Origin of the sequence: Citrobacter sp. Cb004 (assembly GCF_030337065.1) — a bacterium.
Taxonomy (GTDB): Bacteria; Pseudomonadota; Gammaproteobacteria; order Enterobacterales; family Enterobacteriaceae; genus Citrobacter; species Citrobacter braakii.
Window position 1 is genome coordinate 23,723 of record NZ_JAOWCH010000068.1, and the last position, 23,117, is coordinate 46,839.

Annotated in this window: 22 protein-coding genes and 1 pseudogene; 3 read left to right on the forward strand and 20 right to left on the reverse strand. The window is 51.0% G+C overall.

Going from position 1 to position 23,117, the window contains the following annotated elements:
• Positions 1-489 precede the first annotated feature (489 nt).
• From tyrR to pspE, 4 genes are all read right to left on the reverse strand, one after another.
• Complete coding sequence (gene tyrR / locus OGV65_RS20010) at positions 490-2,034, reverse strand: transcriptional regulator TyrR (protein WP_016153213.1); 1,545 nt, start codon at positions 2,032-2,034, stop codon at positions 490-492.
• Positions 2,035-2,181: 147 nt separating this feature from the next.
• Positions 2,182-3,243, reverse strand: a complete 1,062-nt coding sequence (locus OGV65_RS20015) for a YcjF family protein (RefSeq protein WP_016153214.1) — start codon at positions 3,241-3,243, stop codon at positions 2,182-2,184.
• Positions 3,240-4,637: a YcjX family GTP-binding protein gene (locus OGV65_RS20020; RefSeq protein WP_016153215.1), complete on the reverse strand. Its 1,398-nt coding sequence runs from the start codon at positions 4,635-4,637 to the stop codon at positions 3,240-3,242. The genes OGV65_RS20015 and OGV65_RS20020 overlap by 4 nt, the downstream gene beginning before the upstream one ends.
• Before the next feature lie 142 nt (positions 4,638-4,779).
• Positions 4,780-5,097 carry a thiosulfate sulfurtransferase PspE gene (gene pspE, locus OGV65_RS20025; RefSeq protein WP_016153216.1) on the reverse strand — a complete coding sequence of 106 codons (318 nt, stop codon included), beginning with the start codon at positions 5,095-5,097 and terminating at the stop codon, positions 4,780-4,782.
• A gap of 228 nt (positions 5,098-5,325) precedes the next feature.
• On the opposite strand from pspE, the gene OGV65_RS20030 reads away from it, so the two are divergent.
• On the forward strand, positions 5,326-6,336 hold the full coding sequence (locus OGV65_RS20030; protein WP_016153217.1) for a LacI family DNA-binding transcriptional regulator: 1,011 nt from the start codon (positions 5,326-5,328) through the stop codon (positions 6,334-6,336).
• Positions 6,337-6,365: 29 nt separating this feature from the next.
• Here OGV65_RS20030 and OGV65_RS20035 read toward each other — a convergent pair whose 3' ends face one another.
• The 15 genes and pseudogenes from OGV65_RS20035 to pspA all read right to left on the reverse strand — a co-directional run bounded on the left by OGV65_RS20035 (position 6,366) and on the right by pspA (position 20,777).
• A complete protein-coding gene (locus OGV65_RS20035; protein ID WP_016156630.1) occupies positions 6,366-7,271 on the reverse strand; it encodes an OmpG family monomeric porin in 906 nt (301 codons plus the stop codon).
• A gap of 67 nt (positions 7,272-7,338) precedes the next feature.
• The gene (locus OGV65_RS20040; protein ID WP_016153219.1) at positions 7,339-8,421 is read right to left on the reverse strand and encodes an ABC transporter ATP-binding protein; all 1,083 of its coding nucleotides are present in this window, start codon (positions 8,419-8,421) and stop codon (positions 7,339-7,341) included.
• Between the two features lie 10 nt (positions 8,422-8,431).
• Complete coding sequence (gene pgmB / locus OGV65_RS20045) at positions 8,432-9,100, reverse strand: beta-phosphoglucomutase (RefSeq protein WP_286455365.1); 669 nt, start codon at positions 9,098-9,100, stop codon at positions 8,432-8,434.
• A pseudogene (locus tag OGV65_RS20050) lies at positions 9,097-11,373 on the reverse strand (glycoside hydrolase family 65 protein). The gene pgmB and the pseudogene OGV65_RS20050 overlap by 4 nt, the downstream one beginning before the upstream one ends.
• Entirely contained in the window at positions 11,370-12,425 is a 1,056-nt protein-coding gene (ycjS, locus tag OGV65_RS20055) for a D-glucoside 3-dehydrogenase (RefSeq protein ID WP_016153222.1), read from the reverse strand. The pseudogene OGV65_RS20050 and the gene ycjS overlap by 4 nt, the downstream one beginning before the upstream one ends.
• A gap of 10 nt (positions 12,426-12,435) precedes the next feature.
• Positions 12,436-13,224 (reverse strand): 3-dehydro-D-guloside 4-epimerase, encoded by a 789-nt coding sequence (gene ycjR, locus OGV65_RS20060; protein ID WP_286455366.1) that lies wholly within the window; start codon positions 13,222-13,224, stop codon positions 12,436-12,438.
• A gap of 16 nt (positions 13,225-13,240) precedes the next feature.
• Positions 13,241-14,293 (reverse strand): D-guloside 3-dehydrogenase, encoded by a 1,053-nt coding sequence (gene ycjQ, locus OGV65_RS20065; RefSeq protein WP_016153224.1) that lies wholly within the window; start codon positions 14,291-14,293, stop codon positions 13,241-13,243.
• 27 nt (positions 14,294-14,320) lie between these two features.
• On the reverse strand, positions 14,321-15,163 hold the full coding sequence (locus OGV65_RS20070; protein WP_003020474.1) for a carbohydrate ABC transporter permease: 843 nt from the start codon (positions 15,161-15,163) through the stop codon (positions 14,321-14,323).
• Entirely contained in the window at positions 15,150-16,031 is an 882-nt protein-coding gene (locus OGV65_RS20075) for a carbohydrate ABC transporter permease (protein ID WP_286455367.1), read from the reverse strand. The genes OGV65_RS20070 and OGV65_RS20075 overlap by 14 nt, the downstream gene beginning before the upstream one ends.
• A gap of 20 nt (positions 16,032-16,051) precedes the next feature.
• The gene (locus tag OGV65_RS20080; RefSeq protein WP_019076863.1) at positions 16,052-17,344 is read right to left on the reverse strand and encodes an ABC transporter substrate-binding protein; all 1,293 of its coding nucleotides are present in this window, start codon (positions 17,342-17,344) and stop codon (positions 16,052-16,054) included.
• 16 nt (positions 17,345-17,360) lie between these two features.
• Positions 17,361-19,067, reverse strand: coding sequence for a sugar phosphorylase (locus tag OGV65_RS20085; protein ID WP_286455368.1), 1,707 nt, complete (start codon positions 19,065-19,067; stop codon positions 17,361-17,363).
• A 164-nt stretch (positions 19,068-19,231) separates the two neighbouring features.
• A complete protein-coding gene (gene pspD, locus OGV65_RS20090) occupies positions 19,232-19,462 on the reverse strand; it encodes a phage shock protein PspD (protein ID WP_047500373.1) in 231 nt (76 codons plus the stop codon).
• Between the two features lie 8 nt (positions 19,463-19,470).
• On the reverse strand, positions 19,471-19,830 hold the full coding sequence (gene pspC / locus OGV65_RS20095; RefSeq protein WP_003020497.1) for an envelope stress response membrane protein PspC: 360 nt from the start codon (positions 19,828-19,830) through the stop codon (positions 19,471-19,473).
• On the reverse strand, positions 19,830-20,054 hold the full coding sequence (gene pspB, locus OGV65_RS20100; protein ID WP_016153227.1) for an envelope stress response membrane protein PspB: 225 nt from the start codon (positions 20,052-20,054) through the stop codon (positions 19,830-19,832). Before pspB ends, pspC begins: the two co-directional genes overlap by 1 nt.
• 54 nt (positions 20,055-20,108) lie before the next feature.
• Positions 20,109-20,777, reverse strand: a complete 669-nt coding sequence (gene pspA, locus OGV65_RS20105; protein WP_016153228.1) for a phage shock protein PspA — start codon at positions 20,775-20,777, stop codon at positions 20,109-20,111.
• 155 nt (positions 20,778-20,932) lie between these two features.
• Between pspA and pspF the strand changes: the two genes are divergently transcribed.
• A complete protein-coding gene (gene pspF, locus OGV65_RS20110; protein ID WP_029139556.1) occupies positions 20,933-21,922 on the forward strand; it encodes a phage shock protein operon transcriptional activator in 990 nt (329 codons plus the stop codon).
• A 93-nt stretch (positions 21,923-22,015) separates the two neighbouring features.
• Positions 22,016-22,660, forward strand: a complete 645-nt coding sequence (locus OGV65_RS20115) for a quinolone resistance pentapeptide repeat protein QnrB47 (protein ID WP_063866125.1) — start codon at positions 22,016-22,018, stop codon at positions 22,658-22,660.
• An 8-nt stretch (positions 22,661-22,668) separates the two neighbouring features.
• Here OGV65_RS20115 and OGV65_RS20120 read toward each other — a convergent pair whose 3' ends face one another.
• Positions 22,669-22,992: a hypothetical protein gene (locus OGV65_RS20120; protein ID WP_141875227.1), complete on the reverse strand. Its 324-nt coding sequence runs from the start codon at positions 22,990-22,992 to the stop codon at positions 22,669-22,671.
• Between the last annotated feature and the right edge of the window lie 125 nt (positions 22,993-23,117).

Consider the following 23,117-nt stretch of genomic DNA (forward strand, 5'->3'; position numbering starts at 1 on the left):
TGAACCCGCATCCCTGCGGGTTCTCCCGGCCTTACGGAAACACGTCGGCAATTTTCAGCCGGACCAGCCCACACCTGACCTCCTGCACTTTTATTGGAATATATCTGAACAGCAAAACAGATTTAACTGGAAGTCAGTGCGCAGCAGCGATGACCCCGGTCCGGCTGAAAATCGATGAGGCGTTGACGGCTGACCGGGTCTGCCCGCAGGGATGCGGGCAGAGGGGGCGGCCTGCAGGGACGCAGGCCCGGCCCCGACCCGACAGGCAGACGGCATAAGACGAATGAATCGCACAGCGACGATTTTCCCGCCGGGAGCCTGGGTTGCAAGGGAGGCGGCGGTGAGCCTCCCTTGCACGTTCACAGATATCTGCGCTTCAGAAAAGTAATACCACTGAGGTGAACGGAACCCTGAGCCGAAATCACATGTTCTCCATAATGCTTAACTGACAAGCATTACTCCGGCCAGGAGGCATTTTCATTTACCGCGTTACTCTTCGCTTTTTTTCTGCTGGCTCAGGCCGTATTCGCGCAATTTGTTGGCAATCGCGGTGTGCGAAACGCCGAGGCGCTTGGCCAGTTTGCGCGTGCTGGGATAATTCATATAAAGCTGCGTCAGCACAGAGCGTTCAAAGCGGCTGGTAATTTCATCCAGCGATCCTTCCATCACCTCTTCTCCGACCGCAACCGTTGCCGCATCGTAATCCGGCAGTAAAATATCCTGCGGCCGCAGCTCATAGCCTTCAAGCTGGGTCAGCGCCCGGTAGATGGCATTTTTAAGCTGACGCACGTTGCCCGGCCAACCGTAGCGGGTTAACACCGTGCTGAGATCGGCAGACAACTTCGGACGCGGCACGCCCTGCTCGTCGGCGAAGCGCGCCACAAACAGTTCGGTAAGCGGCATAATATCCTGCGGGCAATCGCGTAGCGGCGGCAGATTTAGCGTCAGTACATTCAGACGATAATAGAGATCTTCACGGAAAAGCCCTTTCTGCACCATTTCCACAAGGTTCTTTTGCGTCGCGCAAATCACGCGGACATCAACATGAACTTCGTGATCTTCTCCCACGCGGCGGAACGTACCGTCATTGAGAAAACGCAGCAATTTGGTCTGCATACGCGGCGACATTTCACCAATTTCATCTAACAGAACCGAGCCGCCATTCGCCTGCTCAAAGAAGCCTTTTTTGCCTTCCGGGGCATGGCCAAACAGCTCACTTTCGACCGCATCTTCAGGAATTGACGCGCAGTTCAGCGCCAGATACGGCTTCGACGCACGCGGGCTTGCCAGGTGGCAGGCATGGGCAAAGAGATCTTTGCCGGTGCCGGTATTACCAGTAATCAGCAGCGGCGCACTCAGTGTCGCCAGCTTACGCGCCTGTTCCACTACGTGTTTCATTTTGGCGCTGACGGCAATAATCTGGCTAAACGCGCTCAGATCCTGCGTAGTCATGTTTTGCAGCTGACGCCCCATCCGGATGGTGGAGCGCAGCATGACAACAGCACCAGTCAGCATCTGCTCCTGATTTTCACCCTGCAAATGGACAGGCGTAATCTCCATCAGGAAGTTCTGTCCGTTAATTACGACATGCTCGCTATGAGAATCCTGCGGATTGCTTTCGAGCCAGCGCTGGAAGTTAAACCCATTGATTAACTGGGCGGCGGTATGATTGCGCATCCGATCCTGAGTGTGCGCGAAAAGCTGGCAGCTCGCAGGGTTCGCCATCTCGATTTTGCTTTTCATATCCAGAGAAAGGACCGGTTCTGGTAACGCCTCAAGCAGCGCACTCAACGCAAGATGTTCACGTTCGGAAGGCATCCAGGGCACGGTACGCACATCCGTAACCCCTGAAATACGGCGGATTTCAGCCATCAGGCTACTGAAGTTGGTGAACTCCAGTTCCGCAAAATTGAGGTAAATCCGCCCGATGGGGTCAATCTCGATACCGCGTAAATCAATGCTTCTCAGCACCAGTAAATCGAGCAATTCGCGGGTCAGACCAAGTCGGTCTTCACAAAAGACTTCCAAACGCATAGGAACCTTCACCTGGACAAGGGATTATGTATTAAATGATAAGACAGTATTGGGTTTGCAGGAAGAACTCTGTCAACAAATATTGACAGCTCGCTGGAAAATCAGGCGCCGGGACGTAAAGTTAAACGACTGGCGCCCAATTTTTAGCTAACTTTCGCGCGGAGATTTGTTCTTTTGTAAGGTTTCTTTCACCTGACCAATCAGTTGACGGCGAAAATCGCCCAGTCGTGGCTTATCGTCATCGATCCACGGTAGCGGTCGGCAAAGTTCCATGGCTTTAATACCCAGACGCGCCGTTAATAACCCCGCGCCAATACCCTGCGCGGCACGCGTCGATAAGCGGGCGGCTAAATCCTGCGACATCCAGTCCATTCCCACTTCCCGCACCAGCTCACTGGCCCCGGCAAAAGCGATATTTAGCAGCACCAGGCGGAACAAACGCAGGCGGCTGTAATAACCGAGTTCAATGCCATACAGCGATGCGATGCGATTAATCAGCCGCAGGTTTCGCCAGGCAATAAACGCCATATCCACCAATGCCAGCGGACTGACGGCAATCATCAGCGTGGACTCCGCCGCTGAACGGCTAATCTCACGTCGGGCCTGCGCGTCCAGCACCGGCTGCACAAGATGGGCATACAGGCTGACGACTTCGCGATCGTTCTGCGTTTCATGAATTGAGGCATACCAGCGCTGTAGCGCCGGATGGGACTGATCAATACCCGCCTGCTGCGCCAGCTTTTCACAAAATGCACGACCTTTTCCGGTTCCATGGCTGTGGAGCAGATCTCGCGCTTCATCACGCTCGTGCGCACGCTGGCGCAAACGCCATAGCCGACGCCACTCGGTCGCGACCGATCCGACACCTGCGCCGATAATCAATGCGCCAGCGGCACATCCTCCCAGCGCGACCCAGTCCTGAGTCTGCCAGGCGTTCATGGTCCATTGTACGCCCTGAGCGACAACGCTCGCGCCAAACAGCGCCAACCCGCCCATCACCATTTTGCGCCACAAACTGCGTTTGGGGCGTAGGGCCGCATCAATGACGGCTTCTGCCTGACCCTCGTCTTGCAGAGGTTCATCCACTGTCGCCGGAGAAAAAGTCTGCGCCTCCGTTTCGTTGAACATCTGCTGCGCTTTAAACGCCGCGTTTTGTTCCACGTCCAGCGGACCTGAGAAATCGATACGCGGTTTTAACGGCTCGCTCATCGCAATTTATCTCCTATTAAAAACTCCATCGCGGCATCAAGACGAATATGCGGTAAGGGTTTATCGACATCCATAACCTGCGGGCGAAACGCCTCAAACTGAAAGCCCTGGCTGTCCCAGAATGCTTGTCCAGGTAAACGCGCGGGCACTTCCCCCGGATAAACGGTTAGCGGTTCACCATCGCTCAGACGATGACCACGCAGCGCCGGGATCTTTTCGCCTTTCACATCGATCAGGCCGCTGGTGGTTGCCTGTACTGATGCCAGTCCCAGACAATCCATGCTGATACCTTCGAACGCAGCGTTTTGCCAGGCGTCCTGGATCAACTGCTGCAATAACGACACCATATTGGCGTGCTGATCGACCGTGACATGGTCGGCTTTGGTGGCGGCAAACAGCAGTTTGTCGATCACCGGTGAAAACAGCCGACGAAACAGCGTACGCTGTCCGTAATGGAAACTTTGCATCAGTTGGGTGAGCGCCAGACGCATGTCGTTAAACGCCTGTGGCCCGCTGTTGAGCGGTTGCAGACAATCGACCAGCACAATCTGACGGTCAAAGCGCAGGAAGTGATTCTTATAAAATCCCTTCACGACTTTTTCACAGTAATAATTAAACCTGTCGCGTAGCATGCCCGCATTGGTGTGTTTGTCTGCCTGCGCCAGCTTCGATTCCCCCCAGGCATCAACGTCCGGCCACGGGAAGAACTGCAGCGCAGGCGCGCCCGCCATATCTCCGGGCAGAACAAAACGGCCCGGCTGAATAAAATGCAGTCCCTGCTGCTTGCACTGGTGCAGATACTCCGTCCAGGCGGCAGCGATTTCCGCCAGACGGTTTTCATCAGCAGGCGCCAGCGGATCCAACCCCTGGCATAACTGCCGCCATCTTGCCGACCATTCGCCCCGCTGTCCCTGTAATAATCCGGTCATTTGCCGCGACCAGCTGAGATAATCCTGGGCCAGCATCGGTAAATCGAGCAGCCACTCCCCCGGATAATCGACGATTTCCAGGTACAGCGTGGAGGTGTCTTTAAAGTGGCGCAGTAAAGAATCATTGGATTTGTAGCGCAGCGCGAGGCGTATTTCACTCACACCGCGCGTAGGTGTCGGCCAGGTCGGCGGAGAGCCATACAGCTGCGCCAGCCCCTCATCATAGGTAAAACGCGGAATACCAAAATCGCGTTGTGGAACCCGTTTAACGCCGAGCAGACGCTCTTCGCGCACGCAACTGAGCAACGGCAGACGCGCACCGGCATGAATATTGAGTAACTGGTTTACCATCGCGGTGATAAACGCCGTCTTACCGCTACGGCTAAGTCCGGTGACAGCCAGGCGCAAATGCCGGTCTACGCCGCGATTAACCAGCGAATTGAGTTCATTTTTAAGTCGCTTCATCGCCATCCCGTTTTGCTGAAGGAACCGAAGAAATTATAACAAACAGGAAGTAAAGATAGGGGTCAATTCTTACTTATCAACTACCTGAGCTGTAACAGGCGGCATTATTCTTACCGCCTGGAGCAGAAGGAATGCGGGCGGTTTATTGATTCTCTACTTTAGGAAGCGCTATCTGATTGATGCCACCTTCGTTGGTCACCTGCGTGTAGCCCATTTCCGTCAACATATCCTTCGCCTGCCCCGATTGACGCCCGGAGTTGCAATACAGCTTCACGGTGTCGGTCTTATCAGGAACTTCAGCAGCGATACGCGCCTTCATCTCTTTTAATGGAATGTTGACCGCCCCCTGAATATGCTGCTGTTGATACTGTTCAGGAACGCGAACATCAATCCAGTGCTCGGCTGCAAAAACCGGCATGCCGATGACCAGTGCCAACGCTAATACGCCTTTTTTCAACATAATATCTTCCTGACTGATGGTTGGATTTAACCAACACACTATACGCCAGTTCTTAAGAAAATATTGCGACCGCATTATCACCCTCTGCACCCGTGGACGAGACTTCCTCTGGTTGCGCATACTGCGGTTAGTTTTTTGATTTTTCTGCCCGCATTCCGATATTGTTGTCATTCGCCAATTAACTCCATAATATGTTCGCCATTGACTCTCGGACGGAGCTTGGGATCTATGTCTCCTACCATTTATGATATTGCACGAGCCGCTGGCGTATCAAAATCCACGGTATCGCGCGTGCTTAATAAGCAAACCAATATCTCGCCGGAAGCGCTTGAAAAAGTGCTGCGTGCTATTGATGAGTTACAGTACCAGCCCAATAAACTTGCTCGCGCACTCACCTCTTCCGGGTTTGATGCAATAATGGTGATATCTACCCGTTCAGCAAAAACAACCGCCGGTAATCCGTTTTTCTCTGAAGTGCTTCATGCTATTACTGCCAAGGCTGAAGAGGTCGGTTTTGATGTCATATTACAGACGTCGCGAAGCACTGAAGATGATTTACAAAAATGTGAGAGCAAAATTAAGCAGAAATTGATCAAAGGTATCATTATGCTGAGCTCTCCCGCCGATGAATCTTTTTTTGCGAGGCTGGATAAATACAACGTACCGGTCGTGGTTATTGGAAAGGTTGAAGGCGACTACGCCAATGTCTATTCTGTAGACACAGATAATTATCGCGACAGCATTACGCTAACTGATGCGCTGATTGAGAGTGGGCACCGTAATATAGCCTGTTTGCACGCGCCGCTTGATGTTCATGTTTCTATCGATCGCGTTAACGGATATAAAGCCAGCCTTCAGGCGCATAATATTAAAATGCGCGATGAATGGATTGTTGACGGGGGCTATACCCATGAAACAGCCCTGCTTGCTTCACGAAAATTACTGAGTCAGCAGCCGTTACCCGATGCCGTATTTGCCACCGACAGCTTGAAATTAATGAGCTTATATCGCGTGGCGGCTGAGAAAAATATAACCATCCCGCAACAACTTGCCGTTGTGGGCTACAGTAATGAGCTGTTGTCTTTTATGCTCACGCCCGTTCCTGGGGGAATTGATGTGCCTACCCAGCAGTTGGGTGAACAAAGCTGTAATTTATTATTTAACCTGATTGCGGGTGAGAAAGGATTACAAAATATCACGGTGAGCACACAAATATCGCTGGCCGACTCACTGGTGTAAAAACTGGGGCATACATGCCCCAGTATATTTTAGAATGCGTAGTTCACGCCTATACCAGCATAATGGAATCTGTCGCTTTCGCCTTCGTCGTGATCTTCCCACTCATAGGCATACTCCAGTGACATTGATAAACCATTCTGGAAATCATATGCATACAGTAAACCGAGACGATTGAAATTATGGCCTTCACGTTCCGGATCATCTCGCCAGTCCCAGTTTGACCAGCGATCAAGCCCCAGACGGGTATACGGCGTCAGGGTGGTATTGCCTAAAGACAACGGTAAATATGCACGAATTTCCTGGGTTGAGAACTCACCATTATTGCGCGAATCAGCCAGATTAAAGCCGCGCTCAAGGTAATAGTTGACCGTTAAGCCCACCGTTTCGTTAAACCTGTAATTCAGACCGGTCTCGCTTTCGACACGACTATCGGAGTAGCCAGTAGTATTCAAATCATTAACGAATTGATACATCGACAGCCAACCGCTAAAGCGCAGGTCGTCGGTCAGTTTAACATCCCAGTCCGGCTGAACTTTCCAACGCTGCATATTAGCGGTGTCGTTTCCTGGTTCATTGACATAGTGATAACCGTAATTACGGAAGCCACCGGTCAAACCGAAATTAACATCCTCACTTTCCAGAAATTGATAGCGAATTTCCAGTTCCGGACGATCAAACCAGGTACCACGCTTACCTTCGCTGTAATCAACCGGTCCTTCCTGATAATAGGCCAGCGATATTTTCCATGGCCCATTAGAGGCGTTGAAATAGACGGACGGCTCAGCCAGTCCATCCATATCTTCGCCCTGACCTTCAACGTTTTCTATTTCGTACATAGCACCAATATTAAAGTGCCAGTCATTATTTTCAGCAGCCTGCGCGCAGGCCATTCCTGCGCTCATAATCAGCGCAGTAGCGGACAGTAGGGTTTTCATTATTATTCCTTGTTAAAATACTCGCAAAAATGCCCCAAGGCTTGGGGGGATTTATCCCCCCGGGATTTTATTGAATAGCCACTTCAGTTTCAGCATCAAAGAAATGGCATTTCGCCATATCAAAATGAATAGTGATATTTTCTCCTGCATGATAATCATTCACTGCCCCAGCACGGACCACCAACTCATGCCCCCCAACAATGGTATAAAGCATAAATTCAGCGCCGGTTAATTCTGCAACGCTAATTTTTGCCGATATACTATTTTCGTTATTAAGCTGCGGGTGTATATCTTCAGGACGAATTCCCAGAGTGACCGCCTGATGTTCATAACCCTGCGCTTTTAATTGTGCTAATTTATTTTGTGGAATCGTTAATTTCAGTGTTTCAGTAACAAACTTATCACCATCAATCGCGCCACGAATAAAGTTCATGGCCGGTGAGCCAATAAATCCGGCGACAAACATATTAGCCGGGTGGTTATAAACCGTTTTCGGCGCACCAACCTGCTGAACGATGCCATCTTTCATAATCACAATACGCGTCGCCATAGTCATGGCTTCGGTTTGGTCGTGGGTAACATAGATCATGGTGGTATTGAGTTTCTGATGCAGTTTGCTAATTTCAGCCCGCATCTGAACGCGAAGTTTGGCATCGAGATTCGATAAGGGTTCATCCATCAGGAAGACCCCCGCTTCGCGTACAATCGCACGCCCCAGCGCCACACGCTGACGCTGACCACCGGATAACGCGCCGGGTTTACGCTGCAGATAATCGCGCAGACCAAGGATCTGCGCCGCCCAGTTGACGCGCTCCTCAATCACAGCAGGCGCTATTTTCTGCATTTTCAGACCAAACGCCATGTTGTCATAGACGGTCATGTGTGGGTACAACGCGTAGTTCTGAAAAACCATCGCAATGTTGCGTGATTTCGCCGGCACATCGTTCATCCGTTTACCGTCAATCAGCAAATCGCCGCCGCTGATCTCCTCCAGACCGGCGATCATGCGTAACGTAGTTGACTTCCCGCAGCCGGAAGGTCCAACAAAAACAATAAACTCTTTATCTTCAATTTCCAGATTGAAGTCTTTAACGACGTGTACCTGGTTGTCGTAAATTTTTTGAATGTGTTGCAACGAAAGCTGTGCCATGTTGAATCCTTTACTTGTCGTGTTGCCAGAAAGCCGATAAGCACGGCCACGTCAGAAATTCGGTTGCCGGAAGCAGCAAGTCTGCCCCATTCAGCCCTTTACCGATGCCGACAGAAAGCATGCCGCAGGCGTTGATTGCATCAATTCCCGCTTGTGCATCTTCTATGCCAATACATTGTTGCGGGTCAACGCCAAGACCCGCGCAGGCTGCCAGGAAAATTTCCGGATCCGGTTTCGAGCGGGTGAGCAATGCCGCATCCGCACAAAAATCAAAGCAAGAGCTAAGATTAAGCGCCTGTAAAATAGCCGGGGCATTGCGCGACACAGAGGCCAACCCCACCGGAATCCGTTCTTCCCGCAACGTCATCAACAGCTCACGTATTCCCGGTAATACCGAGTTAACCGTCAGTTGGCGCAAAGAATGGACATACAGTCTGTTTTTTCTCTCGGCCAATTCTGCGCAGGCCTCGGGAGAAAACGCCCCCGCCTTCCCACCATGGTGCAAAATACGCTGTAGTGATTCGCCGCGACTAATCCCTTTCAGGCTGTCATTAAATGCTTCGTCGATCGCAATCCCTATTTCATCGGCTACCTGCCGCCAGGCCAGAAAATGCAGATGCGCGGTATCGGTAATCACGCCATCCAAATCAAAAATGATGGCCTGTGGTTTGAGTATCATTCATCGCCCCTTTCTGTGGTAGCGGTCCCATAAGTGGGCGAAATAATGGCATCATTGCGGATTACGGTTTCCCCCTGCACGGAGACCTTTTCACCATTGACCCAAAGGACAATCTACTCAGTGCTGTTAATACGGATTTCAGCCGCATTAATGATTACCTGCATATCGATGCCCTGCCAGCGCAGCGGGAAAGACAGCGTTTGCCAATGAGTCGGTAAGGCAGGAGCAAGGTGTAACTCCCCGTGGCGAATATTCACGCCGGCAAAACCCTGGATTGCACCCAGCCAGATGGCGCCCGTTGCCGCAGCATGAATGCCGTCATCGCAGCTATGTGGGTCCTCCCCGAGATCGATAAGCGATCCTTCACGCCAGAACCGATAGCCCTGTGCCGGATCACCGCAACGCGCTGCCACAATCCCGTGGATCGCTTTACTCAACGAGGAGTCATGAATTGTGCGCGGCTCGTAAAAGCGCAAGTTTGCCAGACAGGTTTGCGGGCAAAATTGTTCCGGTAACATGTAGGTCAGCATCACCACATCGGCCTGTTTGAGAATTTGCATCTCATTGACTTCTGCACGGGAGTAATCGAGCAAAATCGTCTGCTTGCCCGCTTTGGCTTTGTACTGCGACAGATCGATAGCCGGTTTGCTCAGGAAGGTATCGTCCTGAGGTAGCACGCCATCGGGCTGAACTTCCGGTCGCCAGAGATGCTGTAAAAAATACTCTGCGCGGTGAATAAACGTCTCATCACCGCAGCCCAACCGACGGGCAAAACCCAGCGCCTGTTCGACGTTGTACCAGGCCATGTAGTTGGTGAACGCGTTGTTGTTCACATGCTCAGTGTATTCATCCGGGCCAATCACATCGTGGATCTCTAAACGATCATTAACCATGACCGCCCTGCTGATCCAGAACTTCGCCGTTTCCAGCAGCAACGTCATTCCCTCACGGGACATGAAGTTTAGATCCCCTGAGGCATGCCAGTAATTGATTACCGCCCAGGCAATATCCGCCACGAGGTGATGTTCAGCCTGCGCGGAGGCCACTTTCTGACGCAGTCCGGTACGGATGTTGATCGCCGCAAATTCAGGCGTTTCCTCATCACCGCTGCGAGCGCTTTCCCAAGGGAAAAGCGCTCCCTGCCAACCGTTACGGCGGGCTTTCTCACGCGCCCCCGACAGATTATGCCAGCGGTAACGCAACAAACTTCTCGCGGTTTTCGGCTCGGTAAAGAGATGAAACGGTAACAGAAAGACCTCGGTATCCCAGAATATGTGGCCTTTATACCCTTCCCCCGTCAAACCTTTGGCCGCAATACTGCTGCGCTCATCGTGGTCAGGAGTCATCACACGCAGATGATAGAGCGCATAGTCCAGCGCTCGCTGATCGCTGGCATCAGTGCTGGTGACCTGAACGCGACGATTTTGCCACCAGGCATGCCAGTTAGCAGCCGACTCCGCCAGCAGAGCGTCATAACCCTGCTGCGCGCACGCTTCCAGGTTGCGCAGCGACTGGCGTCCCCAGGTTTCAAGCGACAGGCTGCGTTCGCTCGCCCAGTCTACCCAGCTAATTTTTGTCAGCGTGACGCGCTGTCCGGCTTTCGCCTGCACGCTGTTGTGTTGTAACAACCGACGTTCTTTCGCCGTGAAGCAGCGCTGCGCTGCACCATCTACATCGCAATACGTGGTGATAGCGATATCATTACGATTGTCCTGGGTGGTGTAAATCCCTTGCATAAGATGCTGGCCAAAGACCCGGACCTGCGTTTCATCCAAATGCTGACGACCATGATTGGTCATCGTGGCGTCAATTCCGGTCGAGATACCAATGCTGGCATCGCCGTCCAGTGGCGTGACGACAACTTCCATAGCAAACAGCGGCAGTTTTTGTGCCGAGACAAATCGCCGGCTCTCAATGGCAAAACGCGCCCCGCCAGACGCACGCCAGGTAAGCGCACGGCGTAATTCCCCACTGGCAAAATCCAGTTCACGTTGCCAGCTTTCGATAACGCCGCTGGTGAGCGAGAAAATCTCACCATTGAGTGAAATCTCCACCCCCACCACATCAGGCAGATTAACCAGTTCATTAATCTCGCCTTTCCCTGCCCGGTGATACAGTCCTGCAAGGTACATGCCGCGAGTTTGTAAGGTGTAGGCTTCCTCGTGGCTGGCGCGAATCCCCATATAACCGTTACCGGTCGTCATGAGGGACGCATATTTATTCAGGTTGTGTGGGCAAAAAGCCGGTTCAGTTAGCATTACTGGCCTCGTCATAAGTCTACGTAGGTCCCTGTTTCAGCCGATTGATACAGTGCGGCAACCAGTTGTTGAATAACGACGCCTTGCTCTGCGTCGGCAATAGTGACAGGCTCGCCCTGGACATGATTCACAAAAGCTTCCATGCTGCGATAATGACGATTGTCATCGGCCATTTCGCGCTGAAGCAGTACGTCAAGCGTACCCTCACGATCGGTATAAACCTGAGCCGGGAATAACGTCGCCCCTGCCAGATCGCCGCAGAAATTAACGTTCATAATCGATTGTTCCGGGATATTCAGCGCAAAAGAGGTTTCCAGTCGCAGGATACCGCCGTTATGAAATTCAATCGTCCCGAACAGAGAATCCTCCACGGTATACGTCTCGGGATCCCATTTCCCAAACTGGCCGCTGTTTTTACGCGTGCCAATGCGTTGATAACTGTGTGCGTTAACGCGCTTTACTGCCGGAAACCCCAGCACATACATGGCGGCATCAAGCATATGGATGCCGAGATCAATCAGCGGCCCGCCGCCCTGCAGTTCTTTGTTGGTAAATACCCCCCAGCCGGGCACGCCGCAGCGGCGCAAAGCGCGGACATTGGTGACATAGATTTCACCCAGCACGCCGGCCATCACCTGCTCACGAAGCAGCTGCGTATCCAGTGCGAAACGATGATGAAAATCATAAGCCAGAACTTTCCCCCTTCGACGCGCCGTGTTACACATTTCCAGCGCCTCGGCTGGCGTCATCGCCGGAGGTTTCTCACACATCACATGGCATCCGGCGTTCAGCGCCAACATGGTGTGTTCATAATGAAAACGATTGGGTGAACAGATGCTGACGATATCTGGCTTAGCCTCGCGTAGCATCGTCTGAGGATCGTCCCAAACCTGCGGATTGCCGTATTTCTCTGCCAACGCCTGCGCCTGTGACAGGCGGCTGTCACAGACAGCCACCAGTTCCAGATCGTTGCGGGTGCAGTAGTACGAAGCATGAACTTTATCCGCCACCTGCCCGGCGCCGATAATGGCGATGCGTAGCGGAGAGCTTGTCAGTGCACTTTTCACAGAAATCCTCTTAGCAGGTACGCAGCCAGGCCAGTGACTGACGGTACGCTTCCGGCAGGTTCTCTGCCCGTACACGCCCTTCGTACACGACGTAACCCTGATAATTATCTTCACGCAACTGATCAAACAGCGCAGTGAAATCCAGCGTACCGCTCCCCGGCTGATAACGGTGGTTATCCGCAATATGGACGTGTCCCAGCAGATCGCGATTGTCATGCAGCGCCTGAGCCATATCGTCTTCTTCGATATTCATATGGTAAAAATCACCAATGATTTGCACATGCTTCAGGTTGTTTTCCACGATATAGCGACGGGCATCCGCCAGGGTGTTGATCATATGATCCTGATAGCGATTAAGCGGCTCCAGATACACCACCGTCCCCGTACGCTCGGCAACTTTATCGAGATAAATCAATGAATCACTTACTGCTTTACGATCACCCGCCAGGCTGCGCGGAGAGGTCATCGGCAGTAAGCGGAAGGTAAACATGCCCCATGCAGCGGGTACAATAATGCCCTGCCCACCGACTTCGGCCAGCGCTTCGAGAATGCGGGTAATCTGCTGTAAGCCATTCAAACGACGCTCTTCGATAAAATCACCGATCCAACCGTCATATCCTCCACAGGCGGTGGTGACGGGCAGGCCTGTTTCTTTGATTGCTGCTTTCACTTCTGCCAGGTTGTTAACCAGCAGCTTGCCGTCAATTTCAAAACCGTCAAACCCCATCTCTTTGATGTAACGGAATTTCTCGAGAATATTTTCCGGAAAAAAAGCCTGGTTCTGTGTTCCAATTTTCATCTTCTGCATTCCTTAATTAAAACGTCACGCCCATTTTGATGCTCTTTTCCGGATGGCGATCGACATACTGCATATAGCTTTCCGGGCTGCTGGCAAATGTTACTACCGGGTCAATAAGTTCTTCACAGTTCAGGTAACCGTTCATCAACAGTTCCCAACAGGTCTCCTCAATACGCTTGCGGCTCCAGCGCGGATAATCCGGATTTGGCTCACTGCAGGCACGAGAGAAGACAATTTTGGCGTTGTTGAAGTGCGCTTCACGCCCCAGGTTGAAGCCTTCAGCAAAAGGTTTCGCGAAAGCAACATAGGAGATGGTTCCACCATAGGCCAGACCGCGTAACGCCGATTGCAACGCATCCGCATAGCCGCTGGTTTCGATAATCACATCCGCGCCCTGCTTGCCGGTCAGCTTCTTAATTTCCATGCCGACATCGGTGCCAATAGGATTCAGACAGAAATCCGCGCCATGACGACGCGCGATATCGCAACGATGGGCAATCGGATCCACGCCAATGACCACCGAGGCTCCCGCTTTCTTAGCCAGTTGGACGGCAATCTGGCCAATCGCCCCTAAGCCGACGATGACAACAAAATCGCCGACACGCACATTGGCGTCGCGCACGCCACTCATGGCGAACTGTGCCGGGTCATAGCACACGGCATTTTTCCACGAACTACCTTCCGGCATTTTGCGCAGTTTGTAGTTGTTTACCGCATTAAAGAAAACCGTTTCTGCCAGTGGGCCGTAGCCGCAAACTGAATCGCCAACGGCGTATTCGGTCACATCGCTGCCACACTCAATAACATCGCCCACCACCATGTTGCCAAGCTGGAACTTGCCGAATTCAATCCCGCGCGGCGCCCCTTCCGGACGCGGCATGAACATTTGCCATTCGCCGTTGAAATCTTCGTCAATAAACGGACTGGCAGCGCGAAAATCGACCACTTCCGTGCCATGTTTTGGCGCACCAAAGCGAACGCGAACTTTCACTTCATTGGCGGATACAGCTCTGTCTTCATATTCCACCAGCGCCGCAACACGCGGTTCTGTGGCAACTAACTTCTTCATTTACAACTCCTTAATTAAACTGGCCGCTTAGCCTTTCACGCCGCCTGCGGTCAAACCACTTTTAATAAAACGTTCGGAAAGCGCATACATAATGACAACCGGCAATGCGGTGACTAACGATGCCGCCATCATGCGTCCCCAGATATAGTCAGGCGTACTGAACAGCGCGTTCAGACCGACCGGTAAGGTAAAATTGCTGGCGCTGGAGAGGAAAATCGAGGCAAACAGATAGTCATTCCACGCCACCATAAAGCAGTACACAAAGACCGAAACCAGACCGGACATCGCCAACGGCACGGTAATGCGAAAGATGATCTGCAGACGGTTCAATCCATCCATCATCGCGGCTTCTTCTATTTCATCCGGAATGGTGTCGAAGTAGCTTTTCAGCATGAACACCGCGGTCGGCAGCGTCTGGGTGACCATGGTGATAATCAACGCCATTTCGGTGTCATAGATGCCAAGTGCCGTAATGATTTTGAATAGCGGCACCACCAGCAGGATCCCCGAAAACATGTACACAGTGTAAAAGCTGGCATTGATGGTCATTCGCCCTTTAAAACGCAGGCGGGAAAGCGCATACGCTCCGAGCACGCCGAGAAACACCGCCACCACCGAAGAAGTGACCGATACCACCAGGCTATTACGGAAGTAGTCAACAAACGGGAAAATCATCGGGTTGAAGATGTCGATGTAATGTTCCAGCGTCCATTGCTGCGGTAACAGCGTCGGATGTAGCGAGATCGCCTCTTTGGCGCTTTTAAATGAGGTCATCAGCATCACAAAAAATGGGAATAGCGTGATGCCCAGGAAGACAATTAATCCACAGTAAAAGCCGATGCGGCCAAGTGTGCGCTTATTTGTTGCCATTGAGGTTCACCCGTTTTCTGGTCAGCAGGATAACAGCGAAAATAATGACGAAGAGGACGACAGAAATAGCGGCCGCTTTGCCTAAGTCGTTAAATGCAAACGCTGTTTTATAGAGATAGACCCCGAGAATATCGACTTTAGTGGTCAGCAGATAAACATCGGCGAACATGTAAAACATCCAGATCGTGCGCAGCGTGACCACGGTTGCCAGCACCGGCATAATCGCTGGCAGCGTGACGATACGAAACCGTTGCCAGGCATTCGCGCCGTCCATTTCTGCCGCCTCATACAACGATTTATCAATCGTCTGTAAAATCGCCAGAAACGAGATAAAGGCATACGGAAAGTAGCGCCAGATGGCGAACAGCACGACCAGCGCGAAGCTGCTGCCGGGATTGTCGAACCACAGCGGTTCCTGATCGTAGAGATGCAACAGATCCACGCCGAGGTAGTTCACAATGCCGTAGCCGTTGTTGAACATGTATTTCCAGGCAAACACCAGCGAAATTGATGGCGTCACGTAAGAGAGGATGACCAGTGAGCGCGCCGTTTTCCGCAGACGAAACTCACGGTTAAAAAACATCGCCACGCCCAGCCCCAGTACCGTGCTTCCTGCCACAACCAGCGCGGTATACCAGACCGTCATCCACAGCGAATGCCAGAATCCGGGATCGGATAAGATACGGATATAGTTGCTCACCCCGACAAACGTAGACTCAATTTGCGGATTCAGCGGCAGTCGCATAAAGCTGATTTCGATGTTAGATATCATCGGCCACGCCACTAAACCGCCCAGCAACAGCAAGCTGGGCGCCAGCAGCAGCATGGCGAATGGCATATCAGATCGACCTGAAAAGAACTTATTCATCACGGCTTTCCATTTCCCCATTAGCGCTGTTCAACGAGGTCATCCAGTTTTTTCTGGCTCGCTTCAATCGTGGTGACGAGGTCGGCTTTGCCTACCGTCACGTTGTGCACCATTGAGCTCACAACACCGGAGCCTGTGACGTCGCCCATGCGGGTGAAGTTCTTATCGCCGACGGCACCAAACACCTGGATATTCGGCAGTTCGGCAATCAGCTGATCGGGTAATTCACCCAGCGCTTTGATGACAGTGTTATCTTTCCACGTCGGGGTATTCACCACCGCTTTGTTGACCGGCAGCGCCGCCCCTGGCGACATCATGACCCAGTCCGCGATGTTGTCGGCCTGCTCCATAAAGGTGACAAATTTCTCTGCCGCTTCTGTCTCTTCAGACTTTTGACCCGCGGTAATGGTTAACGACGTCAGCATGCCGTAAACAGCGGAGTTTTTTTCCGTCGGCACCATAAAACCCACATTTTTAGGGTCACCCTCTTTAATCACCGCCGGGAGGATATAGGTGGAATAAATCGCCATCGGCGCCGTGCCGTTCATGAACGCGTCTTTGACTTCCATGATGTCGTTTGAGCCCGGCATGGTGTTCATTGCCAATTGGCGGTAATACTGCAGCGCCTGCGCCATTTCAGGTGTGTTGAGCGTTATCTTTCCTTGCGCATCAAAAACGTTGGCCTGGTTTGAGAGCGCGAACTGGGAAAATGACTGTTCGGTCAAAACGCTTTCCGCCGTGGGCAGCGCAATACCATATTTCTTACTACCAGGATTGTTTAGCTTCTGCGCCACGCTCAGCAGTTGTTGCCAGTCTTTTGGCTCTTCCAGCCCAGCTTTTGCCAGCACATCTTTGCGATACCAGATCCCGCCAATCCAGGCGCTAACCGGAACCCCGGTCCAGGCAGTACCGTCTTCAGTACGCACAATACGCAGCACGCCATCATAAAAAGTACCTTCACCTACGGCGTTGATGACCTGCGCTACGGCTTTACGATCGATAAGTGATTCTTTATCCATAACTTTCGCGTAGTCATGGCTGGTTTCAATGACTTCAGGCAGTGAACCACTCCGCGCCAGGGTAATGACCTTGGTGTTGTACGCATCTTCTTCTACAGGAACCTGTTTGACACTGATCCCCGGGTTCTCTTTTTCAAAACGCTCAATCAGTTTTGCAATAACCGCCTGCCGCTCCTGTTCAACAGAAGAGTGCATAAATTCAATCGCAACAGAGGACGTTTTATCATCCTTACACCCAGAAACCAGGGCGCAGGAAACCAGTGCTGAAATCAGCACAATTTTAGTTTTAAGCATGAAATGTTCCTTTTTATTACTTAACCCACATGACCTGCCAGGCGTTCAACGTTAATTCTTTACCTGAAATAGTTTTACCGCTAATCAAATCAAATCCATTTTCAACATCAATACTAATGGTTTGCGTATGACCGCTGACATTAAATAATCCGGTAATTTTTTCGCCTGTTTCCGCCGTACGTTTAATTTGCATTACAGCCGGTGTAACACTGCTAATCTGAAAATCACTATCAGGGTGAAATGCTTTATTACTACGACGTATTACAATTAATCGGGATAATTCATGATAAATAGCGTGGCGCAAACTGGTTTCATCTGCCAGCTCCATTTCGATTTGGCTTATTTGATATTTTTTGCGGTTGATCGCACGGTTATAACCTAGCGCCTCGACACCTTTATAATCATTGCGTGACCCAAGAATGCTTTGAATGTAAACCGCAGGTACCCCCGGAAAACTCAGCAAAATGGCATGTGCGAGAATAAAGCGGGAAAAACGTTCGGCATCACTACAATTGCCTGGCGTTAGTGCGTCCATATATGTGACGTTAATTTCATACGGACTGCGACTACCATCAGGGTTATTTTTCCAGTTAACCAGCGCGCCTTCCTGTTGTAATTCCGTCACCAGGCGCACGATCTCGTCTTCAGGTAACAAACCACGTAATGGGTTGAGACCAATACCGTCATGCGATGCGAGGAAATTAAACCAGGTGGTCTCACTGGACGGCAGTTCCAGTGATTGCGCCCACTGGCACAAGGTTGAGGTATCCTGGCGTTGTACCGCATGCAGCACCAGCGGAGGTAACGAGAACTGGTACACCATATGCGCTTCATCACGGCCATTTCCGTAGTAGGACACATTATCCTTATGCGGAACGTTTGTTTCAGTAATAATCGCCGTACCAGGCGCCACGCAGTCAGCAATAGCGCGAAATAGTTTGATAAGCTGATGCGTTTTTTCCAGGTGAATACAGGTCGTTCCTGGCTCTTTCCACATAAAGCCAACCGCATCCAGGCGGACATAATCAGCGCCCTGCTCAAGATAACTCAATAGCACATCGACCATCGCCAGTAACACTATCGGGTTGGCATAGTTGAGATCGATCTGGTCGTCACTGAACGTCGTCCATAAATAGCGTACGGTGTTATCTTTCAGCGTAAAAGGCGTCAGTAACGGTAATGCGCGTGGACGCGTTACGTTGCTCAGGTCCGTATCAGGATCCATCGCAATAAAGAAATCTTCATAACCGTCAAGCTGTTGCAAATAGTTATTAAACCATTCGCTTTTCGCTGACATATGGTTACAAACAAAATCAAACATCAGTCGACTGGATTTACCCAATTGCTTAATATCATTCCAGTCACCGGTTTCTTCAGCAACCTGATGGTAATTAATTACGGAAAAACCATCATCCGATGACCACGGATAAAACGGCAACAGATGCACATGAGAAAATGTCGACTTAAGCCATTCATTATAAAACTGATTAAACATCGGCAGTGGTTTTTTGCCTGCCCCGTGGAATTGATCGGCGTAGGTAATAAGAACTACATCGCCCTCGTCCCAATGCGCTTTACGGATTTTTTTAATTAATCCCTGTGATTTCTCTAAACGTGCAATCAGCGCTTCATAGTGGCATGAAGTAAACGTATCACCATAAACTTCTGCCAGGCATTTTTGGATTTTTTGGTTCACCTTCAATTCTCGTGGTAGCGGTCCCATGAATCAAGAGACTACTCTGCGGGAAATAAGCTGTCAATCGGCTGAGGTGGCCAGGAGGGGGATAATAAAAGAATTTTGGCAGCCAAAAAATCGTATTTGTGAGCTGCCGCAAATTAACAGTGGGAATGTTGATTAATTGTTGCTTGCTTTTGCTGAATCGGATATCAGCGTTGATTACCTGAATAGCGTTTCGATAATTTTGCCGCTGCCCGACTCAAAACCGGCTCCAGGACCAACGCCAGCAGCATTTTAAGCGGGCGTCGGGCGACGGACTTCACCGCCCACCCTGCTACCCCCGCCGGGCCGTAACGAAGCGCAGTTAAAAGCACCAGCTTACCTGCTATTTTAAAGCCCGGCTTAACCCTTTGCCCGGCACGTTGCCAGCGATTGTTCATTTCTATCCTCACAATTGGCGGAAACGGCTGCGCAATGAAAAGGTATCAGAGGTGACATAACGCTCCATTTCACGCAAACGCTTTTCACTTGCCGCCAGCTCGCGATCGACGGCATCCAACAGCTCGCCGCTTGATGGCTGCTGCTCACCGGAAACCACATTGTCCGGCATCGGGTCCAACACAAACGTCAGCACGATGTAAGCGACGAAGGTGAAAAAGGCCAGACCAAAAAAGACGGACAACACCACCAGGATCCGCACCAGCTTCACAGGCACATCGAGATAATGCGCTATACCTGCGCAAACCCCCTTCACCATGCCCTGTTGCGGAATACGCCACAGTTTTTTGTTCAGATTAACGCCTCCCATTAGCGGTCCCTCCAGTTTGGGTGTTCAGCATCAAGGATGTCTTCCAGCGCCTGAATGCGCTCGCGCATCCGCTGTGCGTCATCGTTGAGTTCTACCAGACGTTGCTGTTCACTTTGCGCCAGTTCGCCACGACTGGAACGGTTGCTGTAATGCAGCCAGAGCCAAATCGGTAAAACGAACAACACAAAGATGGTTAATGGGATAGCCAGAAATAGCGCGCTCATGAGTACTCCTTACAGGTGATGAGCGGCGGCGCGTTCGGGCGCCGCCAGATGTTATTATTGCTTATCTTGCTGCATTTTGGCTTTAAGTTGCGCCAGCTGCTCGCTGATTTCATCATCTGCTTTCAGGTCAGCAAATTGCTGATCCAGAGACTGCTGTTTACCGAAGTTATGGCTTTCAGCCTCAGCTTCCATCTGATCGATACGACGCTCGAAAGATTCAAAGCGTGCCATCGCTTCATCCAGCTTACCGCTGTCCAGTTGACGACGAACATCACGCGAAGAGCTCGCAGCCTGATGGCGCAGCATCAATGCCTGCTGACGAGCACGGGTTTCACTGAGTTTATTTTCCAGCTCACCGATCTCTTTTTTCATTCGCGCCAGCGTATCGTCAACCAGCGTCACCTCATGCTCCAGAGAAGCAATCAGATCAGTCAGTTTCTGTTTTTCGATTAAGGCAGAACGCGCCAAATCTTCTTTCTCTTTACGCAGCGCCAGCTCGGCTTTTTCTTGCCACTCTGCCTGTTGTGCGCTCGCCAGTTCGATACGGCGAGATAATTGTTTCTTTTCTGCCAGAGCGCGTGCGGAGTTTGAGCGCACCTCAACCAGCGTGTCTTCCATTTCCTGGATCATTAACCGCACCAGCTTCTGCGGATCTTCAGCCTTTTCCAGCAACGCATTAATGTTGGCGTTCACGATGTCGGCAAAACGAGAAAAAATACCCATAATGTAATCCTCACTTACTGTTCTGATATCGGGCTATGCCCTGCTGTTTTCGTAATGCACTTGGCGTGCCAACTTTTTAAACAATTGATTTTAATGTAAATATCTAATTTTACCTGACGGGAGAATTAGGGTAAATTGGTGAATAACACTAACAAGTGGTGAATTTCATCATGGCAGGATACAAAGACAATATTCTGGGCGAAGCGAACAGCTTTATTGAAGTGCTGGAACAGGTTTCTCATCTGGCGCCGCTGGATAAACCTGTACTGGTTATCGGTGAGCGAGGTACGGGGAAAGAGCTTATTGCCAACCGCCTGCACTACCTCTCCAGCCGTTGGCAGGGCCCATTTATTTCGCTTAACTGCGCGGCCCTCAACGAGAACTTACTTGATTCCGAACTGTTTGGTCACGAAGCCGGTGCGTTTACCGGTGCGCAAAAACGCCATCCGGGACGTTTCGAACGCGCCGACGGCGGCACGCTGTTTCTTGATGAACTGGCGACCGCGCCAATGTTGGTACAGGAAAAACTGCTGCGCGTAATTGAGTATGGCGAGCTGGAACGCGTCGGCGGCAGCCAGCCCTTGCAGGTTAACGTGCGACTGGTCTGCGCGACCAATGCCGACCTGCCACGTATGGTCAGCGAAGGCACTTTCCGCGCGGACCTGCTGGATCGTCTGGCCTTTGACGTGGTGCAACTTCCCCCACTACGCGAGCGTCAAAGCGACATCATGTTAATGGCCGAACACTTTGCCATTCAGATGTGCCGCGAGATCGGGTTACCGCTTTTTCCGGGATTTAGCGCCGAGGCCAGAGAAACCCTCCTCCATTACCGTTGGCCGGGTAATATTCGTGAACTGAAAAACGTCGTGGAGCGCTCCGTTTACCGGCATGGTACCAGCGATTACCCGCTGGATGAGATCATCATTGACCCCTTCCGCCGCCACGTTGCGCAGCCACAGGCAGCACCACCAAAGCAGACATCTGTAGCATTACCGCTGGATCTGCGTGAATTCCAGCAGCAACAAGAGAAAGACTTTCTACAAACCAGCTTGCAGCAGGCGAAATTTAATCAGAAAAAAGCCGCTGAATTACTGGGTCTGACTTACCATCAGCTACGCGCGTTGCTTAAGAAACACCAGATCTAATACGCATTTGCAGGTGTCATACTGGCGGGTTTGACGCATAACGTCATAAGGTTTACCATGGCGTCATTACTGTATAAAAACACAGGCATAGATATGACTCTGGCATTAGTTGGCGAAAAAATTGACAGAAATCGCTTCACTGGTGAGAAAGTTGAAAATAGTACATTTTTTAACTGCGATTTTTCAGGTGCCGACCTGAGCGGCACTGAATTTATCGGCTGCCAGTTCTATGATCGCGAAAGTCAGAAAGGATGCAATTTTAGTCGCGCAATGCTGAGAGATGCCATTTTCAAAAGCTGTGATTTATCAATGGCAGATTTCCGCAACGTCAGCGCATTGGGCATTGAAATTCGCCACTGCCGCGCACAAGGCGCAGATTTCCGCGGTGCAAGCTTTATGAATATGATCACCACGCGCACCTGGTTTTGCAGCGCATATATCACTAATACCAATCTAAGCTACGCCAATTTTTCGAAAGTCGTGTTGGAAAAGTGTGAGCTATGGGAAAACCGCTGGATGGGGACTCAGGTACTGGGTGCGACGTTCAGTGGTTCAGATCTCTCCGGCGGCGAGTTTTCGACTTTCGACTGGCGAGCAGCAAACTTCACACATTGCGATCTGACCAATTCGGAGTTAGGTGACTTAGATATTCGGGGTGTTGATTTACAAGGCGTTAAGTTAGACAACTACCAGGCATCGTTGCTCATGGAGCGGCTTGGCATCGCTGTGATTGGTTAGCTCAGCGTTTACACCGGGAGATGCGTTTGACGATTTACTTTTAACCAGTACGACTCCTGGCAAGCATTGTGAAATGTTTTCTCCAGTGGACGAATATCCTGACCTGCCGCATCAACGACATGCCATCTAATGCTGCATTCTGGACAGGAACTTGATGAATATATAACCAATTCATTTTCGCGAGAACAACGAATAACCACTCCCGAATCATGAAGCCATGTCTTATTTATAATCTCAACTTCAGCCATGTCATCCCGTTTACTGACATCCTCAATACAAATAACATTTTTGCCTATTTTTATAGCATTGACGTAATCCGCTAAGTTGCTCATTTATTAAATATTCCCTTTGATTCGTACACTAACGCATTGTAATCGCTTATGCATTTTGTCACAGCGAGGAAACCGTAACAAATTACGCCAACTGTCCACATCCTGCACCGCGTTTATAGCGAGTC